Source organism: Clostridium sp., from assembly GCF_050717515.1.
Classification (GTDB): Bacteria; Bacillota; Clostridia; order Clostridiales; family Clostridiaceae; genus Clostridium_AD.
The window spans coordinates 234,311-251,253 of sequence record NZ_JBOITL010000007.1 but is presented as its reverse complement, the minus strand read 5'-3'; the positions used below and the strand labels follow the sequence as shown (position 1 = coordinate 251,253).

General features: G+C 31.9%; 12 protein-coding genes. 7 read left to right on the top strand and 5 right to left on the bottom strand.

Annotated features, from left to right (window positions below; translation table 11 throughout):
• Window positions 1-153: 153 nt before the first annotated feature.
• The 3 genes from lon to ACREV6_RS02570 all read right to left on the bottom strand — a co-directional run bounded on the left by lon (window position 154) and on the right by ACREV6_RS02570 (window position 4,819).
• The gene (gene lon, locus ACREV6_RS02580) at window positions 154-2,538 is read right to left on the bottom strand and encodes an endopeptidase La (RefSeq protein WP_431576474.1); all 2,385 of its coding nucleotides are present in this window, start codon (window positions 2,536-2,538) and stop codon (window positions 154-156) included.
• Window positions 2,539-2,615: 77 nt separating this feature from the next.
• Window positions 2,616-3,839, bottom strand: a complete 1,224-nt coding sequence (gene iscB / locus ACREV6_RS02575) for an RNA-guided endonuclease IscB (protein WP_431576473.1) — start codon at window positions 3,837-3,839, stop codon at window positions 2,616-2,618.
• Window positions 3,840-4,255: 416 nt separating this feature from the next.
• A complete protein-coding gene (locus tag ACREV6_RS02570; RefSeq protein WP_431576479.1) occupies window positions 4,256-4,819 on the bottom strand; it encodes a TetR/AcrR family transcriptional regulator in 564 nt (187 codons plus the stop codon).
• 288 nt (window positions 4,820-5,107) lie between these two features.
• Between ACREV6_RS02570 and ACREV6_RS02565 the strand changes: the two genes are divergently transcribed.
• The gene (locus ACREV6_RS02565; protein ID WP_431576472.1) at window positions 5,108-5,572 is read left to right on the top strand and encodes a C-GCAxxG-C-C family (seleno)protein; all 465 of its coding nucleotides are present in this window, start codon (window positions 5,108-5,110) and stop codon (window positions 5,570-5,572) included.
• Window positions 5,573-5,583: 11 nt separating this feature from the next.
• On the top strand, window positions 5,584-6,537 hold the full coding sequence (locus tag ACREV6_RS02560) for a TDT family transporter (RefSeq protein ID WP_431576471.1): 954 nt from the start codon (window positions 5,584-5,586) through the stop codon (window positions 6,535-6,537).
• Window positions 6,538-6,738: 201 nt separating this feature from the next.
• Here ACREV6_RS02560 and ACREV6_RS02555 read toward each other — a convergent pair whose 3' ends face one another.
• Window positions 6,739-8,532: an ABC transporter ATP-binding protein gene (locus tag ACREV6_RS02555; protein ID WP_431576470.1), complete on the bottom strand. Its 1,794-nt coding sequence runs from the start codon at window positions 8,530-8,532 to the stop codon at window positions 6,739-6,741.
• Window position 8,533: 1 nt separating this feature from the next.
• Window positions 8,534-10,261 (bottom strand): ABC transporter ATP-binding protein, encoded by a 1,728-nt coding sequence (locus ACREV6_RS02550; protein ID WP_431576469.1) that lies wholly within the window; start codon window positions 10,259-10,261, stop codon window positions 8,534-8,536.
• Between the two features lie 548 nt (window positions 10,262-10,809).
• On the opposite strand from ACREV6_RS02550, the gene ACREV6_RS02545 reads away from it, so the two are divergent.
• The 5 genes from ACREV6_RS02545 to ACREV6_RS02525 all read left to right on the top strand — a co-directional run bounded on the left by ACREV6_RS02545 (window position 10,810) and on the right by ACREV6_RS02525 (window position 16,936).
• Complete coding sequence (locus ACREV6_RS02545; RefSeq protein WP_431576468.1) at window positions 10,810-12,087, top strand: Y-family DNA polymerase; 1,278 nt, start codon at window positions 10,810-10,812, stop codon at window positions 12,085-12,087.
• A 397-nt stretch (window positions 12,088-12,484) separates the two neighbouring features.
• Complete coding sequence (locus ACREV6_RS02540; protein ID WP_431576467.1) at window positions 12,485-14,173, top strand: GspE/PulE family protein; 1,689 nt, start codon at window positions 12,485-12,487, stop codon at window positions 14,171-14,173.
• A gap of 69 nt (window positions 14,174-14,242) precedes the next feature.
• A complete protein-coding gene (locus ACREV6_RS02535; RefSeq protein ID WP_431576466.1) occupies window positions 14,243-15,451 on the top strand; it encodes a type II secretion system F family protein in 1,209 nt (402 codons plus the stop codon).
• 128 nt (window positions 15,452-15,579) lie between these two features.
• Window positions 15,580-15,993, top strand: a complete 414-nt coding sequence (locus ACREV6_RS02530; protein WP_431576465.1) for a prepilin-type N-terminal cleavage/methylation domain-containing protein — start codon at window positions 15,580-15,582, stop codon at window positions 15,991-15,993.
• A 466-nt stretch (window positions 15,994-16,459) separates the two neighbouring features.
• Window positions 16,460-16,936: a hypothetical protein gene (locus tag ACREV6_RS02525; RefSeq protein ID WP_431576464.1), complete on the top strand. Its 477-nt coding sequence runs from the start codon at window positions 16,460-16,462 to the stop codon at window positions 16,934-16,936.
• Window positions 16,937-16,943 lie beyond the last annotated feature (7 nt).

Here is a 16,943-nt window from a genome sequence, read left to right as displayed (position 1 = left end):
AGACTTGAAGAGAAGAAACAAAAACAATCTGCATAAGAAATGCGGCCAACAATGTGGTCGCATCATCTTAGATTTTTTAATTATTTTGCCTGTCTACTTGACAGGGGTCAGTTCACTTTGGGCTTCCTTTAATCTTTCTTGTTATATATATTACTACATTTGATTTGAGTTAAAGGTTCCCATCGTAGAAAGATTAGGGTTAAATACATGTTCTACTCTAGGTAATGATATTCCCAAAGTCTCGAGTAGTACATCCTCTACAGTTTCTACTGTCTTAATAGTTAATTGACTTTTAATTTCTTCAGGCACATCCTTTAGGTCAATTAAATTATCTTTTGGAATTAATATCTTTGTTATTCCAGCTCTTTGAGCTCCTATTAATTTTTCTTTAAGTCCTCCAATCGGAAGTACTGCTCCTCTTAAAGTTATCTCTCCTGTCATTGCAAGCTTTGAATCCACCTTTATACCTGTAACAAGGGATGCAAGTGCAGTGAATAGTGTAATTCCAGCTGAGGGACCATCTTTAGGAGTAGAGCCTGATGGAACATGAATATGAAGATCTCTTTCCTTAAAGTTTATAGTATTAATTGGTAACCTTGACTTAAGGAGACTTAAAGAAATCTTTGCAGATTCTTTCATTACATCTCCTAGTTGTCCAGTTAAGGTAACTTGTCCAGTTCCTAGCATGTCCGTAGCTTCAATGAAAAGTATTTCTCCACCTACAGCCGTCCAAGCGAGGCCTGTAACAACTCCTGGTGGGTTATCTTTTTGAGCCTTATCATGGCTTGAAACTTTTCTTCCAAGTAAATCATCTAGTGCATCCACTGTAACTTTAAATGGTAATTCTACAGTGTTTGACACAATCTTCTCTGAAGTAACTCGAGCTAAAGTAGCTATTTGCTTTTTAAGTCCGCGAACTCCAGCTTCTAGAGTATACTCACTAATTATTTTTTCAAGGGCCTCATCTTCAATAACTAACCCGTCACTATTTAAACCATGTTCTTCAAGTACTGAAGGGATTAAGTGATTTTTACCTATATGAAATTTTTCATTCATAGTATAACTAGATATTTGTATTATCTCCATTCTATCTAGTAGTGGTCTAGGAATATTGTCTAGGGAGTTAGCTGTTGCTACAAAGAATACCTGGGACAAATCATAAGGTAAATCCAAATAATGATCAGTAAAACTATTGTTTTGCTCTGGATCTAGTACCTCAAGTAATGCACTGGCTGGATCTCCGTTGTAACCGGACATTAGTTTGTCCACTTCATCTAAAACCATAACGGGGTTTATTTCTCCTGCCTTTTTTATACTTTGAATAATTCTTCCTGGCATTGCACCTATATAAGTTCTTCTATGACCACGAACTTCAGCTTCATCACGTATGCCACCTAAACTAAGTCGTACATATTTCCTATCAAGAGCCTGAGCAATGCTTTTTCCTAAACTTGTCTTACCAGTACCAGGAGGTCCAACTAGTAATAAAATGGAACCACTTTTATCATTCTTAAGCTTCATAACTGCTAAATGCTGTATTATTCTATCTTTAACTTTTTCAAGTCCGTAATGCTGCTCATCTAAGATACGTCTAGCTTCTCCTAGATTAATAGCTTTAGGGTCAGCCTTTTTCCAAGGAAGCTTTACGAGTAAATCTAAATAATTACGTATAATATTATATTCAGAACTATTTTCGCTTTGACTTTCTAGCTTTTCAAGTTCCTCTAAGGCCGCAGTTTTTATTTCATCTGGCATTTGAGCATCGTCAATCTTACTTCTATAATCTTTATCTTTTTTAGAACCTTCACTTTTTCCTTCATTTAATTCACTTTGGATAGCCTTTAATTGTTCTCTTAGTACTGACTCTCTATAATTTTTGTTAGCCTTTTGCGTGAATTTTTCTGCCATCTCAAATTGCAATTTTAGAGATTCTTTCTGTTTTAAGAGGTAATCCATAAACATAAGGCTTCTTTCTTTTAAAGATTGAGTTTTAATTAATTCATACTTTTCTTCATTTGACAGAGGCATAAATTGAGTAAGATGACCTATGAGTTTATTTAAATCCTTTTGATCCTCTACTATTTTCATGAATTGGTCTGAGCCCTTAAAATTCTCACTAACATCACGAGTAACCTTTTTCACATACTCAAGCATTTCATTTTGACTATCTTCTGTAAGATCAATAACATCTGGTGCAAGTTGGAATTCTACATGGGTAAAGCCATTTTCTATACTAATTTCTTTAATTTCTACTCTATCTAACACGTCGATTTTTACTTGATATCCCTTTTCTGTTTTTTCAATTTCATTTACATGAAAGGATACTCCAACTTTATGAAAATCCTCTTGATTTAATTGACCTTGATTAAAGTTTTGTTTTAAAGGTAATGCAATACTAAATTGCTCCTTCTTAGCTAGATTTTCAAGTTCTTCTTCGCTAATATTATTTAATTTCAAAGTAGAAGCCATTCCTGGTAATAAAACTATGTCTGATACAGGTATTACCATTCCTTCTTTATTTTTTTTATCTATATTCATAATGTTTGAGGCTGGATACTCATAACTTCAGTCATGAGAGGAATGCCCAACATTGCATAGACACTCCAATAAACAGCCTATCTCCTTTCCCATAATAAATTTTTGCGTATTTCTAAAATATTTAGTTTTTTAAAACTCGCGCTCCTATGAACTTTAGTTCCATCTAACCTTCTTAAATCAAAATACCCTGTAGTTCGTCTACCAAATATAAAACATTCCATACCTTCAAATTGAACCTTATCAAACAATCTAAACCCTTTTACTAAATAGGGCGCTTGATTAAGTTTCTTAATCCCACCCTTTAGAATGTTAGCCTTATGAATTTGCCTATTATGTCTTCTAACTTGTTTGATATAGTAGTAATCTTGTAGTCTTTTTACTAAAGGATTACTTGTAATGCATAGTGCGTCAACTCTGTGTTCTTTAGGAAAATTATTGGTTATTCTTGTGTTTTTGGTGATATAACCATAAGTCAAACTCACATTAGAATACAATTTTTTTATCTTATTATAAAAAGCCCACCGCATTATACCCATGAATGCTGCATCTCTAAATGATTTACCACGTTTAAGGTTAAGTTTTAGTTTCCCCTTGTGATAGTCATTATGACAATCTTCACAAAGTGTAATTAAATTTTCCTGACTACTGCCTCCTACTTTCCTTGATTCTATATGATGTACATTAAGTATTTTGTTGTTACATCCCTTCCTGCCTCTACACTTATGACCATCTCTAAAGAAAACATATTCTCGTACATTCCAAAATCCTAGACCATTTCCTTCTTGGTATTCTTTGCTTTCTATAGTTGGATTTTTAATTTTTTGTATATCAAAGCTTGCTACCTCAACAATAATTTTGCTAATAGGTAGCAATTTATGGATTCTGTTTACTATTTTTAAATGAGTATCTATTTTATTTTCTATTGATGGAGCTAACCATCCTTTACTTTTACTCCCTACCCTATTTAGAAACCTAGGCTTTCGGTATCTTAATCTGTTACGCCTCGTTCTTCTGTTTTGCCTACGGGTAGATAATAAATTTACGATATCATTTCTGAGCTCAATTTCTGCTGAAAAGATTTCTTTCTTTTGTGTTACTGCTGATAATCCAATACATTTACTTCCTGCATCTACACCCAATATTATTTCTTGTTTAGTTTCTCCTGTAGCTTGTAATAGTTGAATTGTAAATGGGGTTCTTTTAACTATTTTAGCTTTACCTTGCCTCAGCAATAATCTTGCTTTTCTAGGACTGCAAGGCATTAATGGTCCACTTCTTTGATTAATTACGAATACACTCATGCTTCGTTCTCCTTTCAGAGTTAATTACCCTTAGACAATGTTGTAAAGGCTTGTTAGGTATAGCACACCGCTTCTTACCCTTGGAGCTTTTAATACTATACGATAGAGCTACAAACTAGGATAAACATTCGTAGGTATCATAACCTTAACAACGTAGCTTTCGCTTAGTCTAGTCACCTAAGACATAAGAAAATTTCTCCTCCATGCCTACGACTTTAGTCGTGGGTTAGTTGACCATTACAATCATCCTTTCTTTAATAATATTAATAAGTGAATGTTCGTTTAACTATTTATTCATTAATAGCGAGATATTCTGCAATTAAATCATCACCTAAGGTGCTGTAATATTAATGACTTTATAAATGTAGTTAACATTTTCACAAAAATCTCTCGCTTTAATAAAGCAATTCTTATAATTATACAAGCAGGGCATCTTGAATTATTGTAATCATTTCTTCAAGGAGCTCATCCTGTTCAGATTCTCCAATACATTTTTTAATAGCAATAGATTTTATTGGATAAAAGATTATAGCTATCAAATTATCATTTCTGAGATTCTTAATTATCTTTTTATTTTTCATTTCTTCTAACAGTGTATTTAAATCATTTATGTTTTTTTGACCTGAACATTGACTAGCAAGGGCCGGGCAACTTGAAAATTGATCTACAAAATGAAATATTTCTCCATTGTCTTGGATATAGGTATAATAACCTCTAGTGAGCATTTCAATAAGCTCATGTCCGCCTATTTCCTTATAAAGCTTACCAAGTAAATAATCTAAGATTTTTTCAGAATACTCAAGATATATATCTCGTAGCATAACTTCTTTGTTCTCATAATAAGTATAAACAGTAGCTGGGGAAACCCCTGCCTCTTTAGCAATCTTTGAAATAGAAGTACCATGAAAACCTTGCTCTAGTATTAGCTTAATCACTGCTTCTTTTATGCTTTTCTCTTTTCCATCATCTTTTCTTCTCATCGGATCACCTCTAATAATTATATAATAAACGACCATTCGTTTATTGTCAATAGAATCTTTTATTTTATATTTGTGTTGTAGTCTTCCTACCTTAACATACTCAATTAACTTTTCTACTTTTTCTTCCTTGTTCATATATTCTAAATATTTTCTGCAAGTGTAAATCTGTAATTAGTTATAAGAATTTATAATAAATGAGTGCTAATGTATTACGATTATCTATTGGACTTGCTGTAATGTTGCATATATAGTTTTATGTGGATTATGTTATTAAAAGGAGGCAATTAAATGAAAAATCAAGTTAGTATTAAAAAAATTAGAAGAGATGCAGAAGAATCATTCAGAAAAGGTGATTTCTTTTGTTCCGAAGCTATTGTTAGTTCAATAAAAAACAATTTTGAAATTCCAATGCCGGATGAGATGATTGCAATGGCTTCAGGATTTCCTATTGGAATAGGGAAATCAAAGTGTGTTTGTGGTGCTGTATCAGGTGGAGTAATGTGCCTGGGTTATTTTTTTGGCAGAACAACTGGTGGAGATTCTAAAGTGCAAAACACCCTTAAGCTTGCTAATGAATTACAAGAAAGCTTTAAAAATAACCATAAGGTGTTATGTTGTAAAGTCCTTACTCACGGAATGGACATGGCCTCTGGAGAACACAAAGCACAATGCATTTCCTTTACTGGGGAAATAGCTGAAAAAACTGCACAAATTATAGTTAGAGAACTGGGCCTTGTAAATATTGATGAGTAAGGTGGTAAAAAATGAAAAGTTTGATTAAAAAAATCCCAGTACCAATTGCAGGTCTGATGTTAGCTTTAGCTGCAACTGGAAATCTATTATTATCTTATGGTGGTGTATATAGGAACATTTTTGGGCTTATAGCTGCATTAATATTATTGCTACTTATATTTAAAATATTTTTTGATACAAAAGCAGTAGTAGGCTCTTTTGAAAACCCAGTTGTTGCTAGCGTAATACCTACTTTTACTATGGGTTTAATGCTTTTGGCAACATATATAAAGCCTTATGCTCCTTCAATATCCTTTGGAGTTTGGGTTTTTGGTTTGTTACTGCATTGTTTTCTAATAATTTATTTTACAATAAAATTTATTTTTAACTTTAATATGAAAAAAGTTTTTCCAAGCTATTTTGTAGTTTATGTTGGTATTGTGGTAGCAAGTATGACTGCACCTACCTATAATCTTATTAGTCTTGGAAAAGGAATTTTCTGGTTTGGTCTTATATCATATTTATGCCTGCTGCCTATTGTGATTTACAGGACGTTCTTTATTAAGGGAATTCAAGAGCCAGCGCTACCAACTATTACAATATTTGCGGCTCCAGCAAGCTTATGTTTAGCTGGATATTTAGCATGTTTTCCAGTGAAAAACAATTTTATAGTAGGATTTTTAGGCGGGTTATCCTTTATAATGTTCTTAGGGGTGATTTCGTATTTACCAAAGCTACTTAAAATTAAATTTTACCCAAGTTATTCTGCTTTCACTTTTCCAATGGTGATAAGCGCAGTCGCTATGAAACAACTTAATGGGTATCTTGTTAAAATTAAAGAACCGATATATATATTAAAGTATTTAGTTAAATTTCAGGAAGCAGTAGCTGTTTTAATTGTTGTTTATGTTTTAATAAGATACTTTCAATTTCTTTTTCTTGAGGACAAAATCTCCAAGAGTGCTGGAATAGACAAAAGTATATAAATATATAAAAAAAGGATTGTAGTTAGATTTTATTAAAAAATTTAACTACAGTCCTTTTTTTATTTAACTTTAATCTATAAAAGAGCGGATAAAACGCGAGCTTGGGTTTAACGTCGTATAATTAATTTATATAAATTGCTATTTAGCAGTTAGGATACTAAGAAGAGTATCTATGTGATAACTTATTGATACTTTTGTGGTTTAATCAGTATTATATAACTTATAGTAAAATCCCTTTTGGCTTAGTAATTTATTGTGCTTACCGCTTTCAATTATCCTCCCATCTTTAATTACTAATATCTTATCTGCATTTTTAATGGTACTTAATCGATGAGCTATTATAAAACAAGTTCTGTTATGCATAAGCTTTTTTAATGCTTCTTGAATATGTATCTCTGTCCTTGTATATACACTACTTGTGGCTTCATCTAATATTAAGATATCAGGACCCGCTAATATGGTTCTTGCAATAGCTAATATTTGTCTTTGTCCTTGACTGAAATTACTACCTTCTTGTGAAAGATAAGTATTATATCCATCTGGCAGTCTTTCGATAAAATGGTGCGCATTTGCCAATTTAGCAGCTTCTATGACTTCCTCATCTGTTGCCGTTAATCTTCCATATCTTATATTATCCATAACTGTACCAGAAAAAAGATATATATCTTGAAGCACTATACCTACATTACGTCGTAGATTAGCTTTTTCATACATCTTTATGGGTTGTCCATCAATTAATATATCACCATCATCTATATCATAGAATCTTGTAAGAAGATTAATAATGGTAGTCTTTCCTGCACCAGTAGGTCCAACTAGAGCTATTGACTCTCCTTTTCTAACTGATATATTTATATTTTTTAGAATTTTCACTTCTTTATTATATCCAAATGTAACATTATTAAAGACAACATCTCCATCCAAATTACTTTTTTCTATAGACTTATCTACGTCCTGTATCTCTGGTACTTCATCAAGTATTTCAAATACTCTTTCTGCACCTGCAATTGCTGATTGTATATTATTGTATAATCCTGCAAGTTGATTGATCGGTCCAGCTATCTGCCTAGCATAACTTAGAAATACAACGATAATTCCTGTACTTGTATATCCTTTTGTCACCAATAAACTTCCAGCCATAACAATAACTATATATATCAAATTATTCATCATGTTCATGATTGGCCCCATAATAATCCCAAGTATATTGGCTTTAATTGCTGCTTTTTTATAGGCATTATTAACTGCTGAGAATTGATTAATTGATTTTTCTTCCTGTCCATAAGCCTTTACTACTTTTTGTGCGCTAATAATTTCTTCAATGGTAGTATTTAAATTTCCAAGTACTGATTGATTTTTCTTAAATGCGACTCTAGAATATTTTCCTATGATATTAGTCAAAAAAATAGTAAGCGGCATCATAAGTATAATAACTAAAGCTAACTGCCAACATAGTGTAAGCATCATTATCAACATACCAAATAGCATCATAACTCCAGATATTAAATCTGTCATAGTCTGACTTAAGGTAGTAGATATATTATCGATATCATTTGTAAATCTTGAAATCAAATCCCCATCTGATCGCATGTCAAAAAATCTAATAGATAATGTTTGAATTTTATTAAATAGTTCATCTCTAATTGATTTCACTGTATTTTGTGCGATATCTATATTAAGGCAAGTGATAATCCATGTGATGATAATACTACTTATATATATAAGTAACATAATTCCTAATATATTGAATAAACCATCTAATCTTAGTAGTGATATATAATCATCTATCACAACGCCTATTAAATATGGTCCAATCAAATCTAAAATAGTTGAAACAATGACCATGACTAATATCATTAGTATAAGACGCTTTTGCGTACTTATATATCCCCACAATCTAGCAATACTTCCTTTTCCATCAGCTATTCTTGTAGGCTTTTTCATGTGTTTTTTTATTTTACCTAATATATGCAAACCTGCTTTATTCCCGGGCATTTTACATTACCTCCTCTCTTAATTGTGATTTGTATATAGCCTGGTATACTTGACTGTGCTCTATTAACTGTTTATGATTACCATTTGCTACTATTTGTCCCTCATCTAATACAATAATTCTATCCGCATTTATTGCAGAACTAATTCTCTGAGCAACGATAATGATGGTTGTATCATCAAAATTTTCTTGAAGTGATTTTTTTATTAGTCTCTCTGTCCTAAGATCAATTGCACTAGTACTATCATCTAGAATAAGAATCTTGGGGTTAACCATTAGAGCTCTCGCTATGGATATTCTTTGCTTTTGTCCACCAGATAAATTAACGCCTCGCTGACTTATATGAGTATCTAGACCATCCTTCATACTATCTATGAATTCTCTTGCACCTGCGTATTCTGATATTTTTAGTATTTCTGATGCCGTGTAACTAGAAGTGGCATATGCAATATTATCTTTAATTGCACCTGAAAAAATTATAGATTCTTGCATAGATATGGCTATATTTTCTCTTAGAACTTGGGCTTTTATATCTTTCACATTGTAACCATCTATTAGAACTTCACCACCTGTTGCGTCATAAAATCTAGGAATGAGATTTACAAGAGTTGATTTACCAGAAGCTGTTGAGCCTAGAATTGCCAATGTTTCACCTTCATTGATTTTAAAAGATATATTTTTTAATGCCTTATCCTTGTTATCACCTCCATAGGAAAAATCTACATTCTTAAATTCAAGGGCTCCTTTCATCTTAAATGTTTTCTCACCATCTCGTGTCTCATCAATATGAGGCTTGACTTTTAAGATATCATTAACTCTCTTGATTGATGCTGATGATCTAGCTATCTGAAGAAGCATACGTCCTAACATTTTAAAAACTCCAAGAAGTCGTAAAACATAATATATGATAGCTGAAATTTCTCCAACAGATAGAAAACCTGACTGAACTTCTTTTCCGCCAATCCATAAAATAATGACTATACTTATGTTTAAAGCTAGCATCATAATAGGGATGATAATCTCACTAACTTTCGAGGCTCTCACCATATTATTTCTTAGGTTAGCACTTTTTTGATTAAACCTTTTTATTTCATAATCTCCTCTAACAAAAGATTTAACAACTCTTATTCCCTTAAGATTTTCTAATATAACGGCATTTATTTTATCAATACTTTCTTGAACTTTATCAAAGAGCAATTTAGATTTGTTAACTAATACATACATGATAATATGCAATATTATAACTATTCCAACCAGAATTAAACCACTCATCATACTCTTACGTAAAATGATAGATATAATACCAACTAACAATATAGGTGTTCTAACCATTAATATAAGCATGATTAGAAAAAAACGCTGTATATTAGCAACATCACTTGTAAGTACAGTAATGAGTTTACCTGACTCCGTTTTATCCAAGTTTCCAAAACTAAATGATTGAATTTTTCTAAATACATCTAACCGTATATCAGATGCCACACTTTGAGATGTCATAACTGCATAGATATGACCTGCTCCTCCTGTAATAAGTCCTACAATAGCTACAGTAATCATGATAACTGTTAATCTTAGGATTAAATTTGTATCATTGTGGGATATACCTGCGTCTATTATTTGTTCCATTAATAGTGGAAGTGATAAATCCATAATGACTTCCACTATCATGCACACTATTCCTAGCAGTACCATTTTGTAATATTTCTTTAAATAGTTAAGCAATTGTTTCAAAATAATTCCTCCTGTTTTTATCAAATTGTAAGTAACAATGTTTTCACTGTTTCTTCAATAGCATTATATTTTCTGTAATAGGTATCTTGTCTATTGTCTTAAATACTATCCCACTAGTATGGTGGAATAGCTGTTCTACGGTGATAGCAACCAACGCAGTTTCTCACGAAACACTACTAATTAGTGACTTCTTGTCGCACCACAATATTTTACATCTGCGTCATAACTTTCTATGTAATATTATCATAATTTACCACACTTTGGAACAATTTTCCCATAAATAGAGACTCTACATTGTTTATGTATAAACAACATTAAAATCAATTGTCTAAGCTATTTTTATGTAAGTACCTTATGAGCAGTTTGTTTAGCTTTTCTATTAAAATTATCATTTATTCAAAGAATAAAATTTTATAAAAATTATAGGTATATAAAAATTATGTCCTGTAAATAACATTGAACAAGAACATAAGTTCGTATATAATTAGTAATTGGAGATTAATATGAACTGATTGACATAATTAATTATATCCTTGGAGGTTAATGTAATGACATTTGATATGAAAAGACGGATAATGCACCTTGATGTTAACAGTGCCTATTTAAGCTTTGAAGCGGTTTACAGACTTCAGCATGGCGAAATTCTAGATATAAGGGAGATTCCATCTGCTGTCGGCGGGGATCCGGAATCGAGGCACGGAATAATTTTGGCTAAAAGTATTCCTTGTAATCAGTATGGTGTTCAGACCGGTGAAACGTTGTATGAGGCAAGGCTAAAATGTGCAGGGTATGGAGTTGAATTATTAATTTTTCCTCCACGGTATGAATGCTATATGAAATGTTCAAATGCTTTAGTTGAGTTACTTAGAGAGTATACTCCAAAGGTCCAGAGGTACTCGATTGACGAATGTTTTTTGGACTTTACAGGTATGGAGAACATGTATCCCAACATAGAGGAACTAGCTTTTAGTATTAAGGAGAGAATCAAAAAGGAACTTGGATTCGCAGTAAGCGTTGGTGTTTCTATAAATAAACTTCTTGCAAAAATGGGTTCGGATATGGCTAAAGATGCAGTTGTTACCCTTTATCCTCAGGAAATAAAGAAAAAAATGTGGCCACTACCTGTAGGTGACCTATTTATGGTTGGAAGACAGACCAATGCTAAATTATTCACCTTAGGAATAGAGACTATTTCTGATCTCGCAAACTACGATCCAGAAATTCTAAAATTTAAGCTGAAAAGTCATGGACAATTAATCTGGAATTATGCACATGGTATTGAAAACTCGGAAGTAAGAAAAAGTAATCATATGGTAATGAAAGGTATTGGTAATAGTACAACTGTGAGCTTTGATGTGGAAGATGCTATGAACGCCCATCTGGTTCTATTGTCACTTACAGAAAGTGTTGCAGTGAGGCTGAGGTATTCTCAAAACACATGCCGGCTTGTTGAAGTAAGCTATGTTAGTAAGGATTTTATAGGCTACTCGAGACAAAAGAAATTATCTTTCTCTACTGATTCCACTACCCAAATAGCCAAGATAGCAAATATGATTTTTGACGAACTGTGGAAAGGCGACCCTGTAAGAAAGCTAGGAGTAAGAGTTTCGGAATTATGTAGTAATGAATTTACTCAAGCTACTCTTTTCGATGATAAGGATATCGAAAAGCAGCGTAAAATTGATGTTGTTGTTGATGATTTGCGAGTTAGATTTGGGTCAAAATCTATTACCAAAGCCTCTTTTATTCATTCGGGTATACATGGATTATCAATGGGTATGGGTGGTGGGGAAGAAGATTATCCGTTGATGAGTAGCATATTATAATAAAGGAATTTGTTTTAGTTCTAACTAATATTTCAATAAAAACAATTGAAAATTACCTGAGTGATGATAAAACGCAAAAAACGCTAAAAAATGCAAATTATGAAAGAATCTATAAATATCAAATTAATATAAAAACATGCATTTCAAAAGGAAAGTTTAATTGGAAAACGAGTAAAATTAAAGAAAATAAGTGAAATTTGAGAAGTGAAAAAAAAATGTTTGTTTTAGTATAAATTATTTAAAAAAAATGTTGTAATAAAAAGTTAATCATATTACAATAATAATAAATAATTATAGAAAAATAAGCAAAACATTATAAATAAAGTTATTAATAGAAATATTTCAAATGTATTAAGTGGACAGAGTATATAATTTTTTTAATAAAGGGGCATGACTAATGAAGATTATGGCAAAAAAAAGATTGGGAGATTTATTAGTAGAATCTAGAAAGATAGCTCCAGAACAGCTTAAAAAAGTACTAATAAAACAGCAAGGCTCAGGGAAAAGGCTAGGCGAAATTCTTATTGAAGATGATATTCTAAGTGAAGAAGATATTTTAGAAGTTCTAGAGCAACAATTGTCTATAAAAAGAGTATATCTAGATAGGGAAGATATTGAGCAAAAAGTTGTTCAACTAGTACCAGAAATTATTTCGAAAAAATACAACTTAGTTGCTTTTGGTATGGAAAACAACAAACTAAAGGTTGCTATGTCTGATCCACTAAATATATTTGCAATAGACGATGTTAAGATATCTTCAGGTTTTGATGTTTTAATATATATTGCGTCAATAAAAGATATTAAAAATACAATTGATAAATATTATGCTAGTCAAAATGCGAAGAAAGCTGCTGATGATTTATCAAAAGCTCAAGGCTCAAATGAAGACAAGGAAGAAAATAAAGCGCAATTGGATGATATAAAAAGTGCTCCAGCAGTTAGACTGGTTGATTCTATAATAAGTGATGCAATAAAGCTAAAAGCTAGTGATATTCATATAGAACCTTTTGAAAATCATATAAAAATAAGATATAGAATAGATGGTACTTTAAAAGAGATAGCTAAATACAATAAAGATATATTTAATGCTTTTATAACTCGTATAAAAATACTTGCAGAATTAAATATTGCAGAAAAAAGAATTCCACAAGACGGTAGAATTTTAACAGATGTAGATAATAAGAAGGTAGACCTGCGGGTATCCACTTTACCCACAATTCACGGTGAAAAGATTGTTATCCGGGTACTAGATAGAGAAAATTTCTTAGTAGGTAAAGAAAAACTAGGTATGAACGAAGATGATTTAGAAAAAGTAGAAAAAATACTTAAGAATCCATATGGAATAATATTGGTAACAGGTCCTACAGGCAGTGGAAAATCTACTACACTATATACCTTATTAAGTGAACTGAATGATAACAGTAAGAACATTATAACAGTAGAAGATCCTGTAGAGTACGTAGTAGATGGAATAAACCAAGTAAACGTAAATGTGAAAGCAGGACTAACTTTTGCATCGGGCCTAAGATCGATTTTGAGACAAGACCCTGACGTTGTTATGATAGGTGAGATAAGGGACAATGAAACAGCAGAAATAGCTACAAGAGCATCTATAACAGGGCATATAGTATTAAGTACAATACACACAAACGATGCGCCTTCAGCCATTGTAAGACTTATAGATATGGATATACAACCATACCTAGTAGCTAGTGCCATAGCGGGAATTATATCGCAAAGACTTGTAAAAAAAATATGTCCAATGTGTAGTGAAACTTACATAGCAACTGATTTTCATAAAGAAATTTTAGGTATTCATTCATCAGAAGAATTATTACTTCACAGAGGCAAAGGTTGTGGACACTGCAATAGCAGCGGATACTCAGGAAGAATAGGTGTATATGAAATAATGGAAGTAACTCGTAAACACAGGGAATACATTATGCGTAATGCTAGTGTAGATGAAATAAGAGATATATGCATAGAAAATGGAATGAAAACGCTAAAAACATCCTGTACTGATTTAGTGCTAAAGGGGATGACAACTATAGAGGAATTAGTTAAAATAGCATTTTTGAAGGAATAGGATTTTTAAAGTTGAAAATTGAAAATTTTTAATCCTCAATTTTCAATTTAAAGAAAGGGGGGTGAGCAAGTGATTACATTTAAGTATAAAGTTATGAATCACAAAGGTGAGAAAATAGAAGGAGCATATAAAGCTAATAGTAAAAATGAAGTGTTAGCTATGATAGAGGATAACAATTACTATCCTATAGAAATTAAAGAAACATTAGAACGTGAGCAGAAGGATTTATTTGAATCTTTTTCAAAAGTTAAAACAAAGGACTTATATATTTTCTGTAGACAGTTTCACACCATGATAAATGCAGGTGCTAATATATCTAATGCGTTAGATGTTTTAAAAAAACAAACTGTAAATAAAAAATTAAAGAAATGCTTAAATGAAGCACATGATGATGTGCAGAAGGGTATCTCTCTTTCAGAGGCATTTGGAAAGCACAAGGATGTGTTTCCTGATTTACTGATAAATATGATTAACACTGGGGAAGTCAGTGGTAATTTAGATATAATAATGAGCAGAATGGCAACCCATTTTGAAAAAGAAAATAAAATAAATAATCAACTTAAGAGTGCTATGGTTTATCCAATGGTGCTAGCAGGATTATCCGTGGTAGTAGTAGTTTTCCTTTTAGCCTTTATGATGCCTACATTTATAGGAATGTTTGAAGGCTCAGGCGTAACTCTACCAGCACCAACTAGGATAGTTATGGGGTTAAGCAAATTCATACAAACTAAATGGTACATTTTACTTATAGTCATAGGTGGAGGAGTTTATGGCATGAAAACTTATGCTAAAACTCCAGTGGGTAGATTTACACTAGATGGATTGAAATTAAAATTACCAATAATTAAAGATACTACAGAAAAAGTAATAGTATCTAGATTTACAAGAACACTATCTACAGTACTTGCCAGTGGCGTATCTTTGGTACAAGCCCTAGATGTAGTACAAAAGGTAGTTGGAAATAAAGTAGCAGAAAAAAGCTTAGAGCAAATTAAAGAAAAAGTACTAAAAGGTGTGTCTTTAGGTGAAGCATTAGGAGAAGAGTCCTTATTTCCAATAATGCTCCATTCTATGATAAAAATAGGTGAAGAATCAGGGTCACTAGATGACATATTAGACAAGACTGCAAATTTTTATGATGAAGAGTTAGAAGCAACGCTGAAAAGAATGACTACAATGATAGAGCCCCTTATGATAATAGTAATGGGGATTGTTATAGGATTTATAGTTATTGCTATGATGCTACCGATGTTCGACATGTCTAAGACAGTTCAGTAATAGTTTGATTAATATGATAAAACTACATAATATGTGCATGGTAATTTTAAATATTAGCAACATGAAAATTTTGTAGTTAAGTCATTATTATATATTTGAAATATATTATTTGTAAGGGGGAATTATTAATGAAAAAGGATTTAATGAAGAAAAAGAAGAAGAAAGGGTTTACTCTAATTGAGCTTATTGTGGTTATTGCGATTATTGTTATTTTGGCTGCTATTGCTGTGCCTAGGTTTTCAGGTTTGAAAGATTCTTCAAAAGTGAAGGCTGAAGCAGCGACTGCTGCTCAAATAGTTTCTGCTGCAAGAATCCAAGAGACAGAGACTGATATAGTTGTTAAGGGAACAGGAAATGCTGCTGGGGCTCTTGAAACTAAATATATGACGATTCCAACAGTACCTGCTTTTAAAATTGATGGTGGTGGAAAGGTAGCATATATAGTTACATGGAAATCGGAAGCAGCTAGTTATGGTGAGGAAACATACACTGAAAATATTCCATGGAAATCAAGCATAGATGCGAAAGCAGATGGGAAATAATTAGTAGCAAGCCAACCCTTCGGGTCGAAAAAAGTCCCCGGGGGTCATGAACAAAGTGTGAAGTATATGATGCTTCATCTTGAAAATGGATAGCAACCAAAAATTTTCAGTTATTGTTACCTCCTTAGTGGATGTAACAATGACTGGAAATTCATATTAAATTGTTTGAGTAAATATATTGAAATTCCAGTAGTAGTACATCCTAAAACTATGGCAGAGGGATATTATAATTATTATTTATTGAGGATATGGAAGTTAACGATGAAAATTACAGTTTAGAAGATACTGTTGAGGTTATAGATTTAGGTTTTTTTATAGTAGTACATTATGTGGACAGAATTTGATTAATTTGTATATGAATATGTTTTTTTAAAAGATCAAGTATGCATTGCTTAAAATTACAGTTGTGAAATTAGAACCTATTAAACTGTACAGAAATAAGTGGTTTAAGAAATGAGGAATGGTAATGAAAAAATGGTGTGTTTTAAAAAAAAAGAAAGGTGCAGCACTTGTATGGGTATTAATCACTTTTACAGTGTTAATGATATTGATGACTTCTGTTGTGCATATTGTAAGGCAAAACATTTTTGAGACAGCCAGGCAAGAAGAGAGGATTCAAACCTATTATATTGCCTTAGCTGGTGTTGACTTAACATATGCTGCATTAATGAATCCAGATTACGATCCTAAGAAAATCGAGGCAGCTGTCATTAAGTTAAAGAGTAATAGTATCCCTATAACTGATACTATTATAATTAATATTAAGGACGTCGAAAAAGGAACAGCTACCGTAAGCATTGATAGAATAGAAGAGAATGAAATTAATTGGATAAGAATTACATCTATTGGTCAGTTAAAAGGTAAAAATACAAAAGTTCCATCTACAATGAGAATAAATGAGGATAATCATAATCAAATGGTAAGAGAAAAAATAGCTAAGTAAGATATGG

Bases quoted from the DNA above. Each gene is read 5' to 3' on its own strand.
- ACREV6_RS02545 (WP_431576468.1), top strand. From the start codon at position 10,810: ATGACATTTGATATGAAAAGACGGATAATGCACCTTGATGTTAACAGT.
- ACREV6_RS02530 (WP_431576465.1), top strand. From the start codon at position 15,580: ATGAAAAAGGATTTAATGAAGAAAAAGAAGAAGAAAGGGTTTACTCTA.
- ACREV6_RS02555 (WP_431576470.1), bottom strand. From the start codon at position 8,532: ATGCCCGGGAATAAAGCAGGTTTGCATATATTAGGTAAAATAAAAAAA.
- ACREV6_RS02570 (WP_431576479.1), bottom strand. From the start codon at position 4,819: ATGAGAAGAAAAGATGATGGAAAAGAGAAAAGCATAAAAGAAGCAGTG.
- ACREV6_RS02565 (WP_431576472.1), top strand. From the start codon at position 5,108: ATGAAAAATCAAGTTAGTATTAAAAAAATTAGAAGAGATGCAGAAGAA.
- ACREV6_RS02525 (WP_431576464.1), top strand. From the start codon at position 16,460: ATGAAAAAATGGTGTGTTTTAAAAAAAAAGAAAGGTGCAGCACTTGTA.
- lon (WP_431576474.1), bottom strand. From the start codon at position 2,538: ATGAATATAGATAAAAAAAATAAAGAAGGAATGGTAATACCTGTATCA.
- ACREV6_RS02560 (WP_431576471.1), top strand. From the start codon at position 5,584: ATGAAAAGTTTGATTAAAAAAATCCCAGTACCAATTGCAGGTCTGATG.
- ACREV6_RS02540 (WP_431576467.1), top strand. From the start codon at position 12,485: ATGAAGATTATGGCAAAAAAAAGATTGGGAGATTTATTAGTAGAATCT.
- iscB (WP_431576473.1), bottom strand. From the start codon at position 3,839: ATGAGTGTATTCGTAATTAATCAAAGAAGTGGACCATTAATGCCTTGC.